This is a genomic window from Corallibacter vietnamensis, assembly GCF_039537875.1.
Classification (GTDB): domain Bacteria; phylum Bacteroidota; class Bacteroidia; order Flavobacteriales; family Flavobacteriaceae; genus Corallibacter; species Corallibacter vietnamensis.
Genome location: NZ_BAABBI010000001.1, coordinates 819,841 through 841,528, shown reverse-complemented (window position 1 = coordinate 841,528; position 21,688 = coordinate 819,841). Strand labels below are relative to the sequence as shown.

Below are 21,688 nucleotides of genomic sequence, written 5' to 3'. Positions count from 1 at the left end.
CAATCATAAATTAGATGTTTTTAAACGCATTATAAAACACCCAAAAGAGCTGTGAAATGGATCGATAATTCATTTCTTTCGAATGAGATGAAAACTAATTGCAGATCATTCTTTAAAGAAAGATATGATAGATTATGCTAAAAATTTGAATAATGTTCATCTTGTCTTAAGCTTATGTTTTAATGAATTAATTTGAGAAATTAAAAGTAAGCAATAGTTAAAACGCTTCTATAATCTAAAGCTCTAAATAACTAAATTTGTTTAACCCATGTTTAACCTGAATAAAAAACAAAAGCCCTTACATTTCTGTAAAGGCTTTCTGTTGTTAAGCTCCCCCTCTTGGGCTCGAACCAAGGACCCTTTGATTAACAGTCAAATGCTCTAACCAACTGAGCTAAGGAGGAGTGTTATTCGCTTTTGCGAGCGCAAAGATATATTATTTTTTAATCTCTGCAAACTTTATCATTAAATTTTTTAATTAAAAATAGCTTTAAAGATATCATTACCGTTCGCAAACAGTACTAATGCTATTAAAATGATGAATCCAACTAATTGTGCGTACTCTAAAAACTTGTCTCCTGGCTTTCTTCCTGATATCATTTCGTATAATAAAAACATCACATGACCACCATCTAATGCTGGTATTGGAAGCAAGTTTAAAAATCCTAGCATAATAGATAAGAATGCTGTTATTCCCCAAAAATACTGCCAACTCCATGTAGTTGGAAATATATCATAAATGGCTTTAAATCCTCCTACACCTTTGTAAGCTCCTGTGCTTGGTGTGAAAATTGCCTTTACTTGCTTAATGTAAGAAGCTAACTTATCTTTTGTTTTTACAAAACCAACTGGGATTGCTTCAAAAAAGCTATAGTTTTTTGTTTCAAACTGATAGTACCCTATTTTTTCTAATGTTTCTGGTGTTGCACCAGTTGCGTAAACAATTCCTAACTTACCTTTTTCATTGATAGTAAGTGGCAATGTTACTTCATTATTATCTCTTAAAACAGATGCTTGTACTTGTTGTCCTTTGTAAGTTTCTAGTAAAGGGATTAATTCATCAGCATATTTAGTCTTTGTACTGTTTAAACCAGTAATGATATCGCCTTTTAATAGACCGCTACTTTTATTGAAAGAAGAATCCGGAACCTCTGCTACTAAAAATGGCATACGAAGATTAATGAATGATTTTTCTTTAGAATCTATAAGTTGCGCTAAAAAATCTTCTGGTAATGTCACTGTAGATGTTTGTCCATTACGTGCTATCGTTATTTCTTTTCCAAAAAGTACCTTTTCTGATATTTCAGAATAGTTCTCAATCTCTTGACCATCAACCGCAATTATTTTATCGCCTGTACGTAAACCGGCATTATTTGCAACTGTGCTTTCTATAAGCAAACCATCTTTTACATTATTGTTAGGCAAAAATTTATCTCCGTAAAAATAACTCATACCTATATAAATAATAATTGCTAGTATAAAGTTTACTGTAACTCCACCTAACATTATGATAAGTCTTTGCCAAGCTGGTTTTGTTCTAAACTCCCATGGTTGTGGTGGTTGAGCCATTTGCTCTTTATCCATACTTTCATCAATCATACCAGATATTTTTACATATCCTCCTAAAGGTAGCCAACCAATTCCATAAACGGTTTCTCCTATTTTCTTTTTAAACAATGAAAACTTCACATCAAAAAATAAATAGAACTTCTCTACTCTAGTTTTAAATAATTTTGCAGGGATAAAATGTCCTAATTCGTGTAATACGATTAGTAAAGAAAGGCTCAATAAAAATTGAGATATTTTGATTACAAACTCCATGTAATTTTATGTCTTGTTAAAATGAACGCACAAAAGTAATGTTTTAGCACCATTTAGAAAACTATAATTAGTTTATTACTAATTTTTTAACAAGGTTTTATTAATAACTCCCTGATTAGTTTGAAACTGAACAAATAGCAATCCATCTGAAAATGAAGAGACATCTATTGTTGATTGCCACGTCGACACATATACTTTTTGTCCTAGCGTATTGTAAATAGTAACCTGTTCAACCATTAAATGGTCAGGTTTTGTTATATGAAATACACCTGCTGTTGGATTTGGATAAACGCTTAATATATCGTTTTTTAAATCAAAGTTATCAATACTTAATGTTACTGTATTGTTTCTAGAAATTAGATCATATTCTGGATCAAAAATAACATCAGCAACAGTAAAATTAACAGCTCTAGTAAAACCTTGATTATTTACTGTGTTTTCTAAAACAATATTGAGTTCTTCTCCGGAGGCTCCTAAAATTCGTATAGGCACAGGAGCTTCAAAAAATGATACAGATGCGTCACTTTGTGTTTGGTTTAATGCAATATAAATTGATGTTTCATCAACTTGATGCCAAGTAACGTTGTATGTTGGATAACCTTCATTATATAACCAATCATTAAAAAACTCGGTTAAATTGGTTGCTGTAGATGTTTCTACACTATTTATGAAACCTTCAGTTTTTGCATAATCATAAGCAAAATCTGGATGGTTTAGATAATCTCGCATAGCTTGATAAAATGCAGCATCTCCAAGTTTTTTACGTAGCATATGAATAACCATTGCTCCTTTGTTGTAGGATAATCTACTACTAAAAATTCTACCAATACTTAATGTATCTGTATCTGATAAATACACAGCACCATTAGGCTGTGATGTAATGGAATTTACGGTTTGCTGTTTCCAAGTTGTGAAATAATCATTTCCATCTAAATGCTCTACCGTCAAACCAGATAAGTACGTAGCAAAACCTTCGTTAAGCCAAATGTCTTTCCAACTACCACATGTTACTTTATCTCCAAACCATTGATGTCCTAATTCGTGAGCAATCAACCCTCTGTTAAAAGATCCCATAAATGAAACAGTAGTATGCTCCATACCGCCGCCCCAACCAAATTGTGCGTGGCCATATTTCTCGTCTGAAAAAGGGTACTCCTCAAAAAGCGAGCTAAACAAATTCATAATATCTACGGTAACTCCTGTATTTGCTTGAGCATATGCTAAACTTTCAGGATAAACATAGTTTACAATATCAAAAGGTTGCCCATTATTATCAACCTGATGACTATATACTTCGTAATTGGTAATGGCAATAGCCACCAAATACGCTGGTATAGGATACTTGTGTTTAAAGCGTGTTGTTTTTTCTCCTGCTTGGGTTGTTTGCGATATTTCTAATCCGTTGGCCACAGCAATATACGCTTCATTATCAGGATTAAATTCAGGCGTATTTAAATACACATCTATAGAATCTATTTTATCTATTAAATCTTGCTTACAAGGCCACCAACCTTTGGCTCCGTAAGGTTCAGAAAGTGTCCAAATAATTGGGTCTCCGCTATGAGTTGTTTGTTCAAAAGAGCCAAACCCAGAACTTTCAGGATTTCCAGAATAGCTTACTGTCAAAGAATCTAAAACACCTGCATTTTGTGTTTCTGGAAGCGTTATCACTATTTCATCATTGCTGTTTTGAGAAAAAGCTAATGAATTACCACGCTGTATTACTTGAGAAACAACCATATTATCAGTTAGCTCTAAAGTTATTTGGTTTAAGTTTTCTTTTGCTTCAAAATATGTTGTTACATCTCCAGAAATAAATGCCACAGAAGGGTCAATATTTAACTCTAACCTGTGATACTTAACATCATAATTACCTGTATTCAAATTGACGCGCTGCATCATTTGCCTAAAAGCGTTTCTTGCTTCGGCTTTTTGAATATCACTTTGAGTTTTTAAGTAATCCTGGCTATAAAAAACTGTTGTAAACAAACAGCAAATAAGGAGTAGTTTTATTTTCATTTTTCTTTTCATTTAAAGACGTAACATCTTAATTAGCATGTTAAAAATAGTGTATTTAAATTTATTGTATTGTAATTTTGTATTTGAATTTTATATGACAATACATTCAAATTAATTTTATGATTTCTTTTTTTAAACAATATAAGGGCTTCGGGATTGTTTTTTTAATACTCTCTGCAATTATTATTTCTATAATGTACAGCATTTTAACCCCAAAAAAAGTACTTCCTATTTATCAACCTACTATGGTAAATGCAGAATTGGTTGACAGCACACTTTTAGATACAAGAAAATATCATAAAATAGCCGATTTTAAATTACTTAATCAAAATGGCGAAACCATAACTCAAGCTACTTATAAAGATAAAATTTATGTTGCTGATTTCTTTTTTACTACATGCAAAACTATTTGTCCTATAATGACAGATCATATGTATAAAATACAAAAGGAAATAAAAAATGATGACGAAGTTATGCTACTTTCTCACACAGTAACTCCTGAAATTGATAGTGTTGCACAGCTTAAAAAATACGCTAAACTAAAAGGCGTAATAGACGGGAAATGGAATTTGGTTACCGGTGACAAAAAACAAATTTATGAGCTTGCCAGAAAAAGCTACTTGGCTGTAAAAACTAGTGGAGATGGCGGCCCTTTTGATATGATTCATACCGAAAACTTTATGCTTATTGACAAAAAGCAACAAATTAGAGGCTTTTATGATGGCACCAACCCTGATGATATATCGCGTTTACTTGATGATATTTCCACTCTAAAACAAGAATATCAATAGTTTTATTTGTAAGCATTTTTTTAGCCTAAATATTTCTCTTATTTTTGCTTTTTTAAAATCAATCTAAATAAGCTTGCAAACGACTTTAGCACAATTAAAACGTGGCCAAACGGGTATTATAAAAGATGTTTCATCTATACATATCCCGTTAAAACTATTAGAAATGGGTTGTCTGCCTGGCAATCAAGTAGAGCTTGTTCAAGTTGCTCCGTTTTCAGATCCTTTATACCTAAACATAAACGGTTCACATCTTGCAATTAGAAAAGAAACGGCTATCCATATTTTAATAGACATTGTATGAGTAAGCAAATAAATGTAGCTTTAATAGGAAATCCTAATACCGGAAAAACATCGGTTTTTAATGCCTTAACAGGTTTAAACCAAAAAGTAGGAAACTACCCAGGAATTACTGTTGAAAAAAAAGAAGGAATTTGTAAGCTACCTCGTGGTGTAAAAGCTCACATTATTGATTTACCTGGAACTTATAGTTTAAACGCTTCCTCTCTAGATGAAAGTGTTGTTATAGAATTACTTCTTAACAAAAATGATAAAGATTTTCCTGATGTAGCCATTGTGGTTTGTGATGTAGAAAATTTAAAACGAAACCTGCTACTTTATACACAAATAAAAGATTTAGAAATCCCTACCATTCTTGCCATTAACATGTCAGATAGAATGGCTTACAAAGGTATTTCATTAGACATAGATACTCTTGAAAAAGAGCTTAATACTAAAATAGCATTAATTAGCACTAAAAAGAAAACAGGTATTTCTGAATTAAAAACGCTAATTACAGATTACAAAAACCTGTCTACAGAACCTTGTTTAAATGCTAATGATATAGATCCAACCTATTTTAAGGATTTAAAAAGCGCTTTCCCAAACCAGTTACTATACAAACTGTGGTTAGTTATTACACAAGATGTTAATTTTGGAAAAATAGACCGTCAAGCTTTTGATGCTTTAGAAGATTTTAAAACCAAAAGCAACTCTGATTTAAAAAGGTTACAACAAAAAGAAACTATAAAGCGCTACCAGTTTATAAATAATACCCTAAAAAAAGGACAAACTATAGACTTAAGCTCTGCAAAAGATTTACGAATACGATTAGACAGAATATTAACGCACAAATTTTGGGGTTACTTGATATTTGCTACAATATTGCTGCTTATTTTTCAAGCCATTTACGACTGGTCTGGTATTCCAATGGACTTTATTGATAATACATTTGCTTCTTTAAGCGAATGGGCAAACAACACACTACCAGAAGGTTCTTTTACAAGTCTATTGGCTGATGGAATAATTCCAGGCATTGGAGGCGTTATAATTTTCATACCTCAAATTGCCTTTTTATTCTTTTTCTTGGCTCTTTTAGAAGAAAGTGGCTACATGAGTCGCGTCGTGTTTTTAATGGATAAAGTTATGCGTCCATTTGGTCTAAGCGGAAAAAGTGTTGTTCCTCTTATGTCTGGTACAGCTTGTGCTATACCTGCTGTTATGGCAACGCGAAATATTGAGAGCTGGAAAGAACGATTAATAACCATTTTAGTCACACCGTTTACTACCTGTTCTGCTCGTTTACCTGTATACTTAATTTTAATAGCTTTGGTTATCCCTGAAGGATCTTTTTTAGGGTTTAGTCTTCAAGCATTAACCCTGTTGTTACTTTACATTATTGGGTTTGTTGCTGCTATTGGCTCTGCATTTGTTTTACACAAAACACTAAAAATAAAGAGTAAAACATTTTTTGTAGTAGAAATGCCTAACTACAAAACACCTTTGTTTAAAAATGTAGCTATAACTGTTATTGAAAAAACTAAAGCGTTCGTTTTAGGTGCTGGTAAAATTATTTTAGCTATTTCAATTGTATTATGGTTTTTAGCCTCTTATGGCCCTGGAGAAAATTTTAATAATGCTGAAACTATAATAAGTGAGCAATTTGCTAATGATAATATATCTGAAGATGAACTAAATCAACATATTGCTTCATTTAAATTAGAAAACAGCTATATAGGTATTGCTGGCCATGCTATTGAACCAATGATTTCTCCTTTAGGTTACGACTGGAAAATAGGGATAGCTTTAATTACATCATTTGCTGCCAGAGAGGTTTTTGTAGGAACACTAGCAACTATATACAGTGTTGGTAGTGATGACGAAGATACTATTAAAAACAGAATGGCATCTGAAATTCATCCGGTTACAAAAAAACCTGTTTTTAATTTTGCTTCAGGAATTTCTCTCATGCTATTTTATGCTTTTGCCATGCAATGTATGAGTACATTAGCAATTGTAAAACGAGAAACTAATAGCTGGAAATGGCCAACATCACAATTAGTTTTCATGAGTTCATTTGCTTATGTTGTTGCTCTAATTACATATCAACTATTAAAATAAAACTGTTATGAATCCTTTTATTCAAGAAGTACTAGTCATCACAGCTTTAGTTATTGCTGTTGGATTTTTAGTTATGAAATTTGTTTGGAATCCAAGAAAAAAATCTTCCTCAAAAAACTGCGGAAGCGGTAGTGATTGTGGTTGTCATTGATTTGTTTTCAACCTTACCTATTGGCAATTATAATCTATTCAACAAGCTTGGTTACCAGCTGTAAGTAATATTCTTCTGGCTTAATTTTTATATCATATTCTGGATATGGAGCTAAATTCATTACATGTAGTTCTGAATCATCTAAAACAGTAACCAGAGACGCATTGCTTAAATAGCTGGAAGAAACTTTTATAATACGCTGCTCTCTTTTTACACCGTTTTTAAAAACATCAATTAAAACTTCTGCTTCTCCTGCCCAAATACAATTAACGCCTTTAGGACAACGAGAATCTGAAATTACCTTTACAAACTTAACAGAAATACCATCCTTATTTAACGTTTTACCATAACCCAACTTCGTAATGATTTTAGGCGATCTCACTTGAATGGTATCCTGAGAAAATCCAGATAGAGCAAAGAGAAAAATAAATATATAGATTAGTTTATTCAAGACGTAATGGTTTGTAAAGTCTTTAATTTTTCTTTAAATATAAGTTTTTTGCCACACTATTAGACACTGTAAATTCATTGTTGTTTACCTTTATCTTGATAGATTTATCAAATGGTTCTATGTACATGATTTCTATTTCAGATCCTAGTTGAATATTATTAGTATCTAAATATTGTAAAAATTCTGCAGAACTATCGTTAACACCAATACAACTATAAATATGCCCCACTTGTGCTTGAGATAGTAGTGTTTTTTCAACTATTGGCATATTTCCGTTTATATCAGGTATTGGGTCTCCGTGAGGGTCATGTTTAGGATAATCTAAAAAGCGATCTAACTGATTAATTAACTTTGGAGATTTTATATGCTCTAACTGTTCTGCTACTTCATGCACTTCATCCCAAGTAAAGCCTAATTTATCAACTAAAAAAACCTCCCACAAACGGTGTTTTCTTATAATACTAAGAGCGACTTTTTTTCCTGAATCTGTAAGAATAACACCTTGATATTTTTTATAATTAGCATAACCTTTTTCTGACAGCTTTTTAATCATATCTGTAGCAGAAGATGCTTTAGTATTCATTGCTTCTGCTAAATCATTGGTACTGACGGTCTCTTTCCCTTGCAAACTCAAATGAAAAATAGCTTTAATGTAGTTCTCTTCTGTTAGTGTTATCATAATTACTTTTTCTAAAAACAAATATACGTTATATAATTTTTTAAATATATTTTTAGTCTAGTCTAAAAATATATTTATATTTGATTAAAATTAATTTAAAATGAAGCTAATTTATATATACTTAATAGCAATAATCACTACAGTATCGCAAGCGCAAAACAAAGCTGACATTTCAGGGAATATTAAAAACGACGAAGGAAACCTTATGTATGCTAATGTTTATTTAAAAAACACAACTCAAGGCGATATAACAGATGAGAATGGTAATTACACTATAAAAAATGTTACTGAAGGAGATTATATTATTGTCGCTTCATTTACTGGTTATAAAACCATTGAAAAAAAGATATCTATAAACTCTAAAAACCTTGAAATTAACTTTACGTTTGAACAAGCTGAAAATCTTGATGAAATTGTTGTCACAGGCACACTCAAGCCCGTAAATAGATTAGAAAGTCCTGTGCCCGTTGAGATTTATTCACAGACATTTTTAAAGAAAAATCCAACCCCTAATATTTTTGAAGCATTACAAAACGTTAATGGTGTTAGGCCACAACTTAATTGCAATGTGTGTAACACTGGCGACATTCACATTAATGGACTAGAAGGTCCATACACATTAGTTTTAATAGATGGTATGCCTATTGTTAGTGGCTTATCCACTGTTTATGGATTGTCTGGAATTCCTAATTCACTAATAGATCAAGTTGAAGTCGTAAAAGGACCTGCATCTTCCCTTTACGGCAGCGAAGCTGTTGGTGGTTTGATAAATATTATAACGAAACATCCTGAAAACGCACCAAAATTTTCAGCAGACGGCTTTATTACTGGCTGGGGAGAAGCCAATCTAGATTTAGGTTACAAAGCTAAAATAGGACAAAAAGCAACCTTGTTACTTGGTACAAATTATTACAACTACTCTAATCCTATAGACAATAACAACGATAACTTTACTGATGTAACACTACAAGATAGAATTTCAATTTTTCAGAAATGGGATTTCAAGCGCAATAATAACCGTAAGTTCTCATTAGCAGGTAGATATTTTTATGAAGATCGTTGGGGCGGCGAAATGCAATGGAACAAAAACTTTAGAGGTGGAGATGTAATTTATGGTGAAAGCATATACACATCACGATTTGAAATTATAGGTAATTATCAATTACCAATTAAGGAAAAGGTAAATTTTCAGTTTTCATATTCAGACCATGACCAAAACTCTGTGTATGGCAACACACCATACATAGCTCAACAGCGTATAGGCTTCGGGCAATTGGTTTGGGACAAAACGTTAAATAAACATGACTTACTTTTTGGCGTGGCAGCTCGTTACAATTTTTATAACGATAATACTACTGCTACAATAAAAGCTGACGAAGTCGTGATTCCATCATTATTTGCTCAAGATGAAATAACACTTTCAGCAAAACAAAAATTATTGCTAGGCGCTAGGTATGATTATGACAAACGTCACGGCTCTATATTTACTCCAAGAATTGCTTATCGATATAAACCCACAAACAATGATATTATTAGATTAAATGCTGGTACCGGATTTCGTGTAGTAAACCTTTTCACTGAAGAGCATGCCGCTCTAACAGGTGCAAGAGATGTAGTTATTGAAGAAACATTAAAACCTGAAAAATCATATAATATAAACATTAACTACCTTAAAAAACTTTATACCAAAAATGGGATGATGTTTACATTTGATGCATCTATTTGGTATACACATTTCACAAATGCTATTCTTCCTGATTATGATACCAACCCAAACAAAATTATTTACAGCAACTTGGATGGTTATGCTACATCAAAAGGAGCTAGCTTAAATATAGACACTGTTTTTGGAAATGGTATAAAAGCACTTCTGGGAGTAACCTATCAAGATGTATCACAAACCGAAAATGACATCACAATAAATCAAATTCTAACCGAAAAATTTTCTGGAACTTGGGCTATATCTTATAAAAACTATAAAACAAACTTAACTTTAGATTACACCGGAAACATTTATGGACCAATGCGATTACCAACACTTGGAGAATTAGACCCTAGAAGTGACAAATCTCCAACATGGAGCATTCAAAATATACAACTAACTTATGATGGATTAAAAAATTTCGAGTTTTATGGCGGCATTAAAAACCTGTTAAACTGGACTCCTAATAAAGGAGAACCTTTCATTATAGCACGTGCTAATGATCCTTTTGATGAGCAAGTAAGCTTCAATCCTGATGGAAACGTTATACCTACTCCAAACAACCCTTATGCACTAACTTTTGATCCTTCTTATGTTTATGCACCTAATCAAGGTAGGCGCTTATTTTTCGGAATACGTTATAATCTTAATTAAATTATTGAATATTTAGTAAATTCGCAATAAATATTTAGACCTATGAAAAAAATATTTTTCTTACTACTATCTATACCGCTGATGTTTTCAAGCTGTAAACAAGAAAAACAAAGCAACGGCAAATTAAATGTAGTAACCACGACGACTATGATCACTGATTTAGTAAAAAACATTGGCGGCGATAGCATAAATGTACAAGGACTTATGGGAAGCGGTGTCGACCCACATTTATACAAAGCTAGTGAAGGCGATGTCACCAAGCTTGCAAATGCTGATATCATATTTTATGGCGGATTGCACCTTGAAGGCAAATTGGTTGAAGTCTTTGAAAAAATGGCACACCAAAACATAAAAACAGTAGCGCTTTCAGATGCTTTAGATCCTAAAACACTCATCAGATCAGAGTTCTTTAAAGGTAATTATGATCCTCATGTTTGGTTTAATATTGATTACTGGAAAACCATAACAGCGTATGTGGTTGAAACACTTTCTGAAGCCAACCCTGAAAACAAAGCTACTTTTGAAGCTAATGGTAAACACTACATCATGAAATTAGATGCTTTAGAAACCGAAATAAAAGCCATTATTGAAACTCTTCCTAAAGAAAAACGTATTTTAGTTACCGCCCATGATGCTTTTAGTTATTTTGGAAAAGCATACGGATTTAATGTTGTTGGCCTGCAAGGTATCTCAACTGCAGCAGAAGCCGGTGTTCAAGATGTACAAAAATTGGCTGCTTTTATTATAGAAAACAAAGTAAAAGCCATTTTTGTAGAAAGTTCTGTACCAAAACGTACTATTGAGGCATTACAAGCAGCCGTAAATTCAAAAGACCATCATGTAGAAATTGGCGGTACATTATACTCGGATGCATTAGGTAATGCTGGCACTGAAGAAGGCACCTATATTGGGATGTTTAAATACAATGTAAACACAATTGTAAACGCATTAAAATAATGAAAAAACTAGCCGTAAAAGTTGATGACTTAACTGTTGCTTACAACTACAAACCAGTACTTTGGGATATAGATTTAGAAATTCCTGAAGGCGTACTTATGGCTATCGTAGGACCTAATGGCGCAGGAAAATCTACGCTTATAAAAGCTATTTTAGGTATTTTAAAACCCATCGCTGGAAGCGTTTCAATATACGGAAAACCTTATGAAAAGCAACGAGAGCTTGTAGCTTATGTCCCTCAAAAAGGAAGTGTTGATTGGGATTTTCCAACTACAGCTTTAGATGTTGTTATGATGGGAACTTACGGAAGTTTAGGCTGGATAAAACGTCCTGGCCAAAAAGAAAAAAAAGCAGCATTAGAAGCTCTAGAAAAAGTTGGTATGCTTCCATTTAAAAACAGGCAAATTAGCCAGCTCTCTGGAGGACAACAACAACGTATTTTTCTAGCAAGAGCTCTTGTACAAGATGCTGCTATTTATTTCATGGATGAGCCTTTTCAAGGTGTTGATGCAACAACCGAAGTCGCCATTATCAATATTTTAAAAGAATTACGAAAAGCAGGAAAAACAGTCATTGTTGTACATCATGATCTACAAACTGTGCCTGAATATTTTGATTGGGTAACATTTCTAAACGTAAAAAAGATTGCTACAGGTCCTGTTATGGATATTTTTAATGATGATAACTTAACTAAAACCTACGGAATTAATTACAAAGTAAGCTTACAAGAGTAATGAATTTACAAGAGTATTTTTCTTTAATCATTAACGATTACACCTTAAGAACCATTACACTTGGAACCGCAATTCTTGGTGCTATTACAGGTATGCTAGGAAGTTTTGCTGTGCTACGAAAACAAAGCTTATTGGGTGATGCTATTTCTCATGCCGCATTACCGGGAATTGCCATTGCCTTTTTAGTCACAGGAATTAAAGACACTCATATACTCCTTTTAGGAGCCTTGATTAGTGGATTGATTGGCACCTTTTGGATTAGAGGTATCATTACAAAAACACATTTAAAATCTGATACGGCATTAGGACTTATTCTTTCTGTGTTTTTTGGTTTTGGTATGTTATTACTAACATTTATTCAAAAACAACCTAACGCTAACCAAGCCGGATTAGATAAATATTTGTTTGGGCAAGCCGCAACACTAGTCGTAAATGATGTTTGGCTTATGGCAATTGTAACAGGAGTTTGTTTAGTTATTATGTTGTTATTCTGGAAAGAATTTAAAATTTTACTCTTTGATGCTGATTACACAAAAACACTAGGGTTCAACACAAAAACTATTGATATTTTAATCACGTCATTTATTGTTCTAGCAATTGTATTAGGCTTACAAACCGTAGGTGTTGTTTTAATGAGTGCTATGTTATTAGCTCCTGCAGCCGCCGCAAGACAATGGACAAATAGTTTATCAACTATGGTTATTCTAGCAGCTATTTTTGGTGCCTTCTCTGGGGTTTTTGGAACAGCTATTAGTGCCAGTCAAAACAACCTTTCAACAGGACCTGTAATTGTACTTGTTGCAAGTGTATTTGTCCTTTTTTCATTTGTATTTTCACCAAGTAGAGGGTTATTATTTCGTCAAATAAGGTTTATAAAAAACAGACGTGATTTAGAGCTTCATAAAACTTTAGCTTTTATGTATCATATAGCAGAAGGTCACGAAAACATATCGCATCCGCATGCTATTAAAATATTAAACAACTTTCAAGGGTTTACAAGAGGAACACTTCAAAAACTAGTAGACAAAAACTATGTAATCATTGAAGGAAATATGTGGAGCTTAACAAAACAAGGGTTTGAAAAGGCGGCAAACCTATATAATCAACAAACCAAAGACGATGAGTAGCGCACAAATAGAAATACAGTTAATTGCTAGTTTAGTGGCTATTGCTTGTGCTATTCCTGGTACATTTTTAGTGCTTCGTAAAATGGCTATGATCAGCGATGCCATTAGTCACTCTATTTTACCAGGAATTGTTATTGGTTTTTTTATCACGCAAGACCTCAACAATCCGTTACTTATATTTTTAGCTGCTTTTACAGGCATTATAACCGTTGTGTTAGTAGAACGTATTCAAAAAACAGGATTAGTAAAAGAAGATACTGCTATTGGACTTGTTTTCCCAGCGCTATTTAGCATTGGTGTAATTCTTATAGCAAAAAACGCCAATGATGTGCATCTGGATATTGATGCTGTACTTTTAGGTGAACTTGCCTTTGCTCCTTTTGATAGATTAATGATTTCTGGAACTGATTATGGTCCGAAATCTTTATGGATAATAGGCAGCATATTAACAATAACCATAACATTGCTTTTTGCTTTTTTTAAAGAACTAAAAGTAAGCACTTTTGATGCTGGTTTATCTGCGGCTTTAGGGTTTTCTCCTGTGGCAATACATTATGGTTTAATGACCGTTTCTTCTATAACCACAGTTGGTGCATTTGATGCTGTTGGTGCAATACTAGTTGTTGCATTAATGATTGCACCTGCCGCAACGGCCTATTTACTTACCACAGATTTAAAAAAGATGTTATTGCTTTCTTGCTTGTTTGGTGTTTTAAGTGCCATTACTGGCTACTGGTTTGCCCACTGGTTAGATGCCTCGATAGCTGGTTCAATCACAACCATGCTTGGTGTGATATTTTTTATTGTATATCTTTTTGCTCCAAGCAAAGGCATAATCGCTGTGTTATACAGAGAAAAACAACAACGTACTGAAGTCTCTTTACTTACATTTTTATTGCATTTAAAAAATCATAACGAAGAAAACGAACGCCATGTAAATCACCTAAACGAGCATATTAATTGGCAAAAAGTACGAAGTAAAACTGTTTTAGATTTAGCATTAAAAAACAATATGATAGAAATTAATAATCGGATTGTCTCTTTAACCGAAAAAGGTGATGCATTCACGTCAAAAGCCATTGACTATATTATAACCAATGAAGATGCTCAAATAGAAGACATGAAAGATGATTTCTTTTTGTTTAGGGGCTAATTTATTTTTTTAATAAGTTTCTTCCTTTTACCCAAAAAATATTCGACTTAAAAAACCTTAACGAAGTTGGTATTTCCCTATTCGTTTTATCTCTTGGAGATTTTGTAATAAATCTTGCTTTAGAATTATTGAAATTTAATGTGTGTGTTTTATCAATATCTGATGTGGTTGTCTTGAAAAAAACAATATTATTTTCAAGTTTCCAGGTACCCTTTCCATACATATTTCTTTCTGGTGGAATACCTCCATCATGCTTGTCGTATACATGATAAACAAACGTACCATCATTGTTTAAAACTAACGTATCTACAACTAAAGCGTTACTAGAATCTAATCGCATTTCATAAGTCCCAACAATACTTTTTGTTTGAGCAACTGATAAAAAATGTATAATTATAGTGAATAAAGAAAGAGTGATTTTCATATGATTGGTTTTTTAGTTTATGATCTACCAAAAAAACAATTACTATGCCACAGTTTTACTTTATTGGTTTTTCGTCTTCACCTAAACGCTTATCAACCATTTCAATATCTTGTTTTTTAAATGTACTTGGATGATCCATAATACCCAATTGAGAATCTGGGTTTTCCTTTGTATTTACCGTTAGCTTAATGAGAATATAAGCTATCACAAACACCGCTATGGTTCCTAATAAATAATACATTTAGAATCCTTTCTCTTTTTGAAGTTTTTCGTAAGCTTCTTGTACTTGTCTAAATTTCTCTTCGGCGCCTTCTTGATGTTCTTTTCCTAAATGCACAACTCTATCTGGATGATATTTTTTTGCCATCTTTCTATAAGCTGCTTTTATTTCAGTCACTGAAGCACTTTTATCAATCTCTAGAATTTTATAAGCATTATCACTACTATTATAAAACATGGCTTTAATGCTTTCGTAATCGCGTGAGCTTATACCTAAATACCCAGAAATGGTATAAATTTGTTTTATTTCAGATTCAGTAACATGACCATCTGCTTTAGCTATTCCAAAAAGAAAATGAAGCAATTGCAATCGTGATGGATGATCCATCATACGCTGTATTTGCATACATACTTGGCGTGTAGGTATTTGTTGCTTATTAATTCCTTTAAAAAGTTTAAACGCATGATTAGCGCGTTCTTTACCGTACATATTAACAAATTGTTGACGTACAAAATCTAATTCGCGCTGATCTTGCTTGCCATCTGCTTTTATAACAACTGATGCTAATATTAATAAACTCACCTCAAAATCTCCCGATTGTGTTTGCGGGCGCTTTTGTCTAGATCTATAAGTTGTACGCTGTCTTTGTCTTGATTGGTCTTGCCCTAAAAACGGACGTTCCTTTCCATCAGATACTGCATCTACCATGCTTCCTAATGCCATACCAATAATAGCACCTATTGGTCCACCAAAAGACCATCCTAAAGCTGCACCAATCCATTTTGTAAAACTCATATAACTATCAATTTTATTTATCGTCAAATATACTATTTGTTAGTAGAACAGATGTGCTGTTTGTTACACAATTGGTATCTTTGCCATATTAAACAATAATCATAAAAAATATAATATATGTATCCAGCAGAATTAGTAAAACCAATGCGCGAAGATTTAACAAGTGTTGGCTTTGAGGAATTACAAACAGCAAGTGCTGTTGACACTGCTTTAGCTAAAGAAGGAACTACGCTTGTTGTAGTAAACTCGGTATGTGGTTGTGCCGCTGCAAATGCACGCCCAGGAGCAAAACAAAGTTTACAAAATGCAAAACGTCCAGATTACACCGTAACTGTTTTTGCAGGTGTTGACAAAGAAGCTGTAGACAAAGCTCGTGAACACATGATTCCGTTTCCTCCAAGCTCGCCATGTATGGCTTTATTTAAAAATGGAGAATTAGTTCATATGCTTGAGCGTCATCATATTGAAGGAAGACCAGCTGATTTAATCGCTGAAAACCTTATGGATGCTTACAATGAGCACTGCTAAACAGCTGTTAAATAAATTAAAATAAAACCACGTTTTAAAACGTGGTTTTTTAATTTTGTATATGATTAAAATTCTCTCATACATATTAACCACAATATATTCTTTATGCTTTTTAATAACATTGGTTATTTTTCATGCGATTCAGTGGTTTTGTCTTAAACTTTTTGGTTACAATGCTCATAAGGTAAGCGTTGATTGGTTACAGTTTTTTATAATGAGGTGTACTAATATTTTAGGAACCCGATATACGTTTACAAACCCGTATGATATAGAACCAAATCAACCGCTAATTATTGTAGCTAATCATCAAAGCATGTATGATATTCCTCCTATAATATGGTATATGAGAAAATACCACCCTAAATTTATTAGCAAAAAAGAATTAGGTAAAGGTATCCCGAGTGTTTCTTTTAATTTGCGTCATGGCGGCTCTGTTTTAATAGATCGTAAAAACCCAAAACAGTCTTTACCTGCCATAATGAAATTTGGAGAATACATAGAAAAAAATCATAGAGCAGCTGTTATTTTTCCTGAAGGTACACGAAGTAAAAACGGAAAACCAAAAGCTTTTCAAACAAAAGGCCTAGAAGTTTTATTCAAGAAAATTCCTTCAGCCACTATTGTTCCTATTACAATAAATAACTCTTGGAAATTATTAAAATACGGCAAATACCCAATGGGATTAGGCGCCAATGTATCATTTACGGTTCATAAACCAATAAAACTTGCATCTGTAACAGATAAACAAGAACTCATAAAAAACATAGAGACCACAATAATCTCTAGTATAAAATCATAAAAATCTAAACATGTCCTTAAAGAACGTAAGATTAGAAGTCATGCAATTTTTAGAAAAAGATGTTGACTCTCTAATAAAAAAATATTTAATGCCTATTGAAAAAATTTGGCAACCTACAGATTTTTTACCTAACTCTGAAAGCGATAGCTTTTTAGATGACGTAAAAGAAATACGTGAATTATCAAAAGAGCTACCATATGATTTTTGGGTTGTTTTGGTTGGCGATATGATTACTGAAGAAGCCTTACCTACTTACGAGTCATGGCTTATGGATGTAGAAGGTGTAGATCAAGTAGGTAGAAATTCTTGGGGAAAATGGGTAAGACATTGGACTGCTGAAGAAAACCGTCACGGTGATGTGCTTAACAAGTACCTTTACCTATCTGGTCGTGTAAATATGAAAGAAATAGAAAAAACCACACAGTATCTTATTGCTGATGGTTTTGATATTGGTACTGATCGAGACCCTTACAAAAACTTTTTGTATACAAGCTTTCAAGAGTTAGCTACTTATATATCGCACAATCGTGTGGCAAAAATCGCTAAAGAAAAAAGCAATAAACAATTAGCAAAAATGTGTAAAATAATTTCTGGTGACGAAATGCGTCATCATCATGCATATTGTGAATTTGTTGAACGTATTTTTAAGGTTGATCCAAGCCAAATGATGCTTGCTTTTCAGCACATGATGAAGCTAAAAATTACTATGCCAGCACATTTTTTAAGAGAATCAGGAGAAAAAATAAGCACTGCTTTTGAGGAGTTTTCAAATACCGCACAACGTATTGGCGTTTACACATCTCAAGATTATGTAGATATATTACAGAAACTCATCAAGCGTTGGGAAATAGATAAAATAACAAACCTATCAGATGATGCTGAAAAAGCTAGAGATTATTTAATGAAACTTCCTAGCCGTTTAACGCGCTTATCAGAGCGTATGAAAGTCCCTGAAAATTCATATCAATTTAAATGGGTTGAACCTGCTATTTAGCCATGAATCATTCAGACATAATTTTAAAAACAATTGCTTTTGTAAAACAAGCGCTGAAAGATGCTGAAGGTGGCCACGATTGGTTTCATATAGAACGCGTTTATAAAAATGCATTACTTATTGCCAACCATGAAAATGTTGACACTCTTGTTGTTCAGCTTGGTGCATTACTTCACGATATTGCTGACAGCAAATTTCATAATGGAGATGAAAGTATAGGTCCTAAAATAGCTAGTGAATTTTTAGAGAACCTTAATGTTGACACAGCAACTATTCAGCATGTAATTAAAATTATTGAAAACATTTCCTATAGTTCATCATTAGATATTAATAAAACGTTTCGTTCTCCAGAACTAGATGTAGTTCAAGATGCTGACAGACTTGACGCGCTTGGAGCTATAGGAATTGCTAGAGCTTTTAATTATGGTGGGTTTAAAGATAGAGCTCTTTACAATCCGGAAATAGCTCCTAATTTAAACATGAGCAAGGCTGAGTATAAATCATCAACAGCACCAACCATTAATCATTTTTATGAAAAGCTTCTTTTGCTTAAAGATAAAATGAATACAAAAACAGGAAAAAAACTTGCTGAAAAACGCCATACATTTATGCTTCAATATTTAGAGCATTTTTATGCTGAATGGGAAGGAAAACAGTAATTAATTTTATATTACTTTCTCATATTTTTAAGTGATTTAATTATGAATATTTTATGCTATTCACAAAATATAAATTTTACCCGTATATTTAAGGCTCATAAACATTATTAATTAATGCATCCTAATTTTGAGTATTTAAAATCCTATTTCAATATTTCAGAAGAATCTTTTTATTTATTACAGCAAATATCTTCAAAAAAAATATTAAAAGCGAATACAAAAATTGCCGAGGTAGGCAAAAAGCCAAATAAAATATACCAGCTTAATTCAGGTATAGCCAGATCTTTTATTGTTACTGAATCTGGTAAAGAATGGAATAAAAATTTATATTTTCCAACAGACTTTATTGGTCCTTTAACTGCCATTACTTCAAACAAACCATCATTACTAACATATGAAACCTTAACCAAATGTGAAGTTTATGAAGTTGATTTCGTTAAGTTTTTAGAGTATACTAGAAAACATATAGATATAAGCAACCTATATAATAAGATTTTAGAAAAGGTTTATATAAACTATGAAAAAAGACAGCTAGAACTCATTACATTAAACGCAACTGAACGCTATAGAAACCTACAAAAAAACATTCCGAATATTGATTCTATTATTCCTCAATTTCAAATCGCATCTTACTTAAACATAACACCTGTTCAATTAAGTAGAATAAAAAAACAAATTTAATTATTTTAAAATTAACATATGTTAACTTATAGTTATCATAAAACTTATAAATTGCCGCTACTATTAATTTTTCTCCCAAGACTAGTTTAATAGTTATCAATAATAAGAGCAGGTTTAAGCCTGCTCTTATTTATTAAAACAACTTCAACTGTCCATCTTTATATTGTTCGTGCAGTTCTAAATTAAGTTTAGGCATATTTTTATTTTTAAAGTACTTGAGCTTCGCTAAATGAATTAAATCATTTATCTGTTTTGCTATTTGTCCTTCGCCTCGCATACGACTACCGTATGTAGAGTTGTTTAGACTACCTCCGTGACAGCTTTCAATTTGGTGCAGTACTTTTTCTGCACGATTCGGCATTGTTTTTTGAATCCAATCGGTAAAGATTTCTCCAATAGCACCATTAAGCCTCACAATAGTATGACCTATACTTAAAGCTCCAGCTTCTGATACTGCTTTTGCCATAGGTAATATTTCATGACTATTTATTGATGGGATGATAGGCGCCAACATCACATTTACAGGAATGCCATTATCACTTAGTGTTTTTACAGTTTCTAATCGTTTTTTTATGGTTGCTGTTCGTGGCTCTAAAACACGACGTGTGTTTTCAGATAGTGATGTAATAGATATATTTACGTTTATAAGGTTATGCGTTGCTAATTCTTTTAAAATATCTAAATCACGAAGTATTAAAGCGTTTTTTGTGATAATCGCTACTGGGTGTCTATACTTTAAAAACACTTCTAGACATTGCCTTGTTATTTTGAATTCCTTTTCAGCAGGCTGATAACAATCTGTATTACCAGACATTACAATTGGATAGGCGTGCCAATTTTTTCGTGTTATAAAAGCCTCTAGTAGTTTTGGCGCATCTTTTTTTACTAAAATACGTCGTTCAAAGTCTAATCCAGCGCTAAAGCCCCAAAACTCATGGGTGTTTCTTGCATAGCAATAAATACAGCCATGTTCACAACCTTGATACATATTCATAGAATACGCCATGCCAACATCTGGACTTTTAACTTTATTGACAATGGTTTTAGGAAATATGGGCAAATAACGTGTTTTGTTTTTATCAGCTTCTTCACCTTCCTTGGCACAATACTCCAAGAAGTCATCACGCATTTCGTGACTCATTTCAAAGAATTTGTTGGGCACATTAATTTGTGCGCCACGACCTTTTATAGAAGACTTGGAACTCATTAAAAAATAAAATTAGGTGTTGTTATAGAAAATACGACACCTTAAAATTACATATTATTGTTCCTGAAAACTGTTAAAGGTTTTTTGGGTTATTAACAAACACTATATTAATCATCCTCAATAATTTCAATGACTTTAGACATATCTTTTAAAGGTGGTTTCGGTGGAGGCGGAACCTGTCTAAACCAATTAAAAAATATTGTTAATTCTATACTATCGTTTACCTCAGTTTTTATCTCATCAAATGTTCTTGTTATACTAATTAAAAAACTTTTTAATTCCTTTCCTGTTCTATTAGTATCAATTTCAACCTCTATAATTGGCACTTGCGGAAATTTAGAATAAGGATAGTTTTTATGGATATCTAAATAATGTTTTTTTAACACTGGTCTTAATTCTTGTATTGAATACTTTGTCGCATTATAAAGTCGGATAGAATCTAACTTAACACCAAGAGTATTTTTCTCATGAAAATAACAGCCGCTGCGAGAAAATGGAATTATTTTTTTTAAAGTCGATCCGTCTTGAATCTCAATAATTGTCTTTCTATTATCATAAAGATTTTCACTTATCAAATTCGTGATTTCTTTAAAATTCAAGCTAGTTGTATCTAAATCTAGTTTTAAATAATCTTCTTCTACAGAAAACTCGTTGGTAGGATAATACTTAATATTAACTGTTTTTTCTTGACAGCTTAAAATAATAAATACGGTTAATAAGTATAGAGTAATTCTCAAAACACAAA

General features: G+C 32.5%; 23 protein-coding genes and 1 tRNA gene. 14 read left to right on the top strand and 10 right to left on the bottom strand.

The window, feature by feature from the left end:
- Positions 1 to 330: 330 nt before the first annotated feature.
- The 3 genes from ABD690_RS03865 to ABD690_RS03855 all read right to left on the bottom strand — a co-directional run bounded on the left by ABD690_RS03865 (position 331) and on the right by ABD690_RS03855 (position 3,840).
- Positions 331 to 404: transfer RNA gene (locus ABD690_RS03865), tRNA-Asn, on the bottom strand.
- Positions 405 to 474: 70 nt separating this feature from the next.
- A complete protein-coding gene (rseP, locus tag ABD690_RS03860) occupies positions 475 to 1,821 on the bottom strand; it encodes an RIP metalloprotease RseP (protein WP_344727278.1) in 1,347 nt (448 codons plus the stop codon).
- Positions 1,822 to 1,899: 78 nt separating this feature from the next.
- Positions 1,900 to 3,840 (bottom strand): M1 family metallopeptidase, encoded by a 1,941-nt coding sequence (locus ABD690_RS03855; protein ID WP_344727276.1) that lies wholly within the window; start codon positions 3,838 to 3,840, stop codon positions 1,900 to 1,902.
- A 119-nt stretch (positions 3,841 to 3,959) separates the two neighbouring features.
- Here ABD690_RS03855 and ABD690_RS03850 point away from each other — a divergent pair, with 119 nt between their 5' ends.
- The 4 genes from ABD690_RS03850 to ABD690_RS03835 all read left to right on the top strand — a co-directional run bounded on the left by ABD690_RS03850 (position 3,960) and on the right by ABD690_RS03835 (position 7,179).
- The gene (locus ABD690_RS03850) at positions 3,960 to 4,631 is read left to right on the top strand and encodes an SCO family protein (protein ID WP_344727274.1); all 672 of its coding nucleotides are present in this window, start codon (positions 3,960 to 3,962) and stop codon (positions 4,629 to 4,631) included.
- A gap of 73 nt (positions 4,632 to 4,704) precedes the next feature.
- On the top strand, positions 4,705 to 4,932 hold the full coding sequence (locus tag ABD690_RS03845) for a FeoA family protein (protein WP_344727272.1): 228 nt from the start codon (positions 4,705 to 4,707) through the stop codon (positions 4,930 to 4,932).
- Positions 4,929 to 7,028 carry a ferrous iron transport protein B gene (feoB, locus tag ABD690_RS03840; RefSeq protein WP_344727269.1) on the top strand — a complete coding sequence of 700 codons (2,100 nt, stop codon included), beginning with the start codon at positions 4,929 to 4,931 and terminating at the stop codon, positions 7,026 to 7,028. Before ABD690_RS03845 ends, feoB begins: the two co-directional genes overlap by 4 nt.
- A 7-nt stretch (positions 7,029 to 7,035) precedes the next feature.
- Positions 7,036 to 7,179 carry a FeoB-associated Cys-rich membrane protein gene (locus ABD690_RS03835; RefSeq protein WP_344727267.1) on the top strand — a complete coding sequence of 48 codons (144 nt, stop codon included), beginning with the start codon at positions 7,036 to 7,038 and terminating at the stop codon, positions 7,177 to 7,179.
- A 34-nt stretch (positions 7,180 to 7,213) separates the two neighbouring features.
- Here ABD690_RS03835 and ABD690_RS03830 read toward each other — a convergent pair whose 3' ends face one another.
- Positions 7,214 to 7,630, bottom strand: a complete 417-nt coding sequence (locus tag ABD690_RS03830) for a hypothetical protein (RefSeq protein ID WP_344727265.1) — start codon at positions 7,628 to 7,630, stop codon at positions 7,214 to 7,216.
- A 22-nt stretch (positions 7,631 to 7,652) separates the two neighbouring features.
- On the bottom strand, positions 7,653 to 8,309 hold the full coding sequence (locus ABD690_RS03825; RefSeq protein ID WP_344727263.1) for a metal-dependent transcriptional regulator: 657 nt from the start codon (positions 8,307 to 8,309) through the stop codon (positions 7,653 to 7,655).
- Positions 8,310 to 8,409: 100 nt separating this feature from the next.
- Between ABD690_RS03825 and ABD690_RS03820 the strand changes: the two genes are divergently transcribed.
- From ABD690_RS03820 to ABD690_RS03800, 5 genes are read left to right on the top strand one after another with little or no spacing between them, the layout of a single operon-like run.
- The gene (locus tag ABD690_RS03820; protein ID WP_344727261.1) at positions 8,410 to 10,665 is read left to right on the top strand and encodes a TonB-dependent receptor; all 2,256 of its coding nucleotides are present in this window, start codon (positions 8,410 to 8,412) and stop codon (positions 10,663 to 10,665) included.
- 42 nt (positions 10,666 to 10,707) lie between these two features.
- Positions 10,708 to 11,622, top strand: a complete 915-nt coding sequence (locus ABD690_RS03815; RefSeq protein WP_344727259.1) for a metal ABC transporter solute-binding protein, Zn/Mn family — start codon at positions 10,708 to 10,710, stop codon at positions 11,620 to 11,622.
- Positions 11,622 to 12,356, top strand: coding sequence for a metal ABC transporter ATP-binding protein (locus tag ABD690_RS03810; RefSeq protein ID WP_344727257.1), 735 nt, complete (start codon positions 11,622 to 11,624; stop codon positions 12,354 to 12,356). The genes ABD690_RS03815 and ABD690_RS03810 overlap by 1 nt, the downstream gene beginning before the upstream one ends.
- A complete protein-coding gene (locus ABD690_RS03805) occupies positions 12,356 to 13,483 on the top strand; it encodes a metal ABC transporter permease (RefSeq protein ID WP_344727255.1) in 1,128 nt (375 codons plus the stop codon). The genes ABD690_RS03810 and ABD690_RS03805 overlap by 1 nt, the downstream gene beginning before the upstream one ends.
- Positions 13,476 to 14,636: a metal ABC transporter permease gene (locus tag ABD690_RS03800; protein ID WP_344727253.1), complete on the top strand. Its 1,161-nt coding sequence runs from the start codon at positions 13,476 to 13,478 to the stop codon at positions 14,634 to 14,636. The genes ABD690_RS03805 and ABD690_RS03800 overlap by 8 nt, the downstream gene beginning before the upstream one ends.
- A gap of 1 nt (position 14,637) precedes the next feature.
- On the opposite strand, the gene ABD690_RS03795 is transcribed toward ABD690_RS03800, so the two are convergent.
- Genes ABD690_RS03795 through ABD690_RS03785 form a run of 3 tightly spaced genes read right to left on the bottom strand, consistent with a single transcriptional unit; the run spans position 14,638 to position 16,075 of the window.
- Positions 14,638 to 15,060: a hypothetical protein gene (locus ABD690_RS03795; protein WP_344727251.1), complete on the bottom strand. Its 423-nt coding sequence runs from the start codon at positions 15,058 to 15,060 to the stop codon at positions 14,638 to 14,640.
- 55 nt (positions 15,061 to 15,115) lie between these two features.
- Complete coding sequence (locus tag ABD690_RS03790) at positions 15,116 to 15,301, bottom strand: hypothetical protein (RefSeq protein ID WP_344727249.1); 186 nt, start codon at positions 15,299 to 15,301, stop codon at positions 15,116 to 15,118.
- Complete coding sequence (locus ABD690_RS03785) at positions 15,302 to 16,075, bottom strand: TerB family tellurite resistance protein (protein WP_344727247.1); 774 nt, start codon at positions 16,073 to 16,075, stop codon at positions 15,302 to 15,304. It abuts the gene before it with no gap.
- 117 nt (positions 16,076 to 16,192) lie between these two features.
- Between ABD690_RS03785 and ABD690_RS03780 the strand changes: the two genes are divergently transcribed.
- From ABD690_RS03780 to ABD690_RS03760, 5 genes are all read left to right on the top strand, one after another.
- Complete coding sequence (locus ABD690_RS03780) at positions 16,193 to 16,603, top strand: BrxA/BrxB family bacilliredoxin (RefSeq protein WP_344727245.1); 411 nt, start codon at positions 16,193 to 16,195, stop codon at positions 16,601 to 16,603.
- A 61-nt stretch (positions 16,604 to 16,664) separates the two neighbouring features.
- On the top strand, positions 16,665 to 17,402 hold the full coding sequence (locus ABD690_RS03775) for a lysophospholipid acyltransferase family protein (protein ID WP_344727243.1): 738 nt from the start codon (positions 16,665 to 16,667) through the stop codon (positions 17,400 to 17,402).
- Between the two features lie 10 nt (positions 17,403 to 17,412).
- Positions 17,413 to 18,396, top strand: coding sequence for an acyl-ACP desaturase (locus ABD690_RS03770; RefSeq protein WP_344727241.1), 984 nt, complete (start codon positions 17,413 to 17,415; stop codon positions 18,394 to 18,396).
- 2 nt (positions 18,397 to 18,398) lie between these two features.
- Positions 18,399 to 19,055, top strand: coding sequence for an HD domain-containing protein (locus tag ABD690_RS03765; protein WP_344727239.1), 657 nt, complete (start codon positions 18,399 to 18,401; stop codon positions 19,053 to 19,055).
- Between the two features lie 114 nt (positions 19,056 to 19,169).
- The gene (locus tag ABD690_RS03760) at positions 19,170 to 19,736 is read left to right on the top strand and encodes a Crp/Fnr family transcriptional regulator (protein ID WP_344727237.1); all 567 of its coding nucleotides are present in this window, start codon (positions 19,170 to 19,172) and stop codon (positions 19,734 to 19,736) included.
- Positions 19,737 to 19,869: 133 nt separating this feature from the next.
- Here the strand turns inward: ABD690_RS03760 and ABD690_RS03755 are convergent, their stop codons facing one another.
- A complete protein-coding gene (locus ABD690_RS03755; protein WP_344727235.1) occupies positions 19,870 to 20,943 on the bottom strand; it encodes a PA0069 family radical SAM protein in 1,074 nt (357 codons plus the stop codon).
- A 107-nt stretch (positions 20,944 to 21,050) separates the two neighbouring features.
- Entirely contained in the window at positions 21,051 to 21,680 is a 630-nt protein-coding gene (locus ABD690_RS03750) for a hypothetical protein (RefSeq protein ID WP_344727232.1), read from the bottom strand.
- Positions 21,681 to 21,688: the final 8 nt, after the last annotated feature.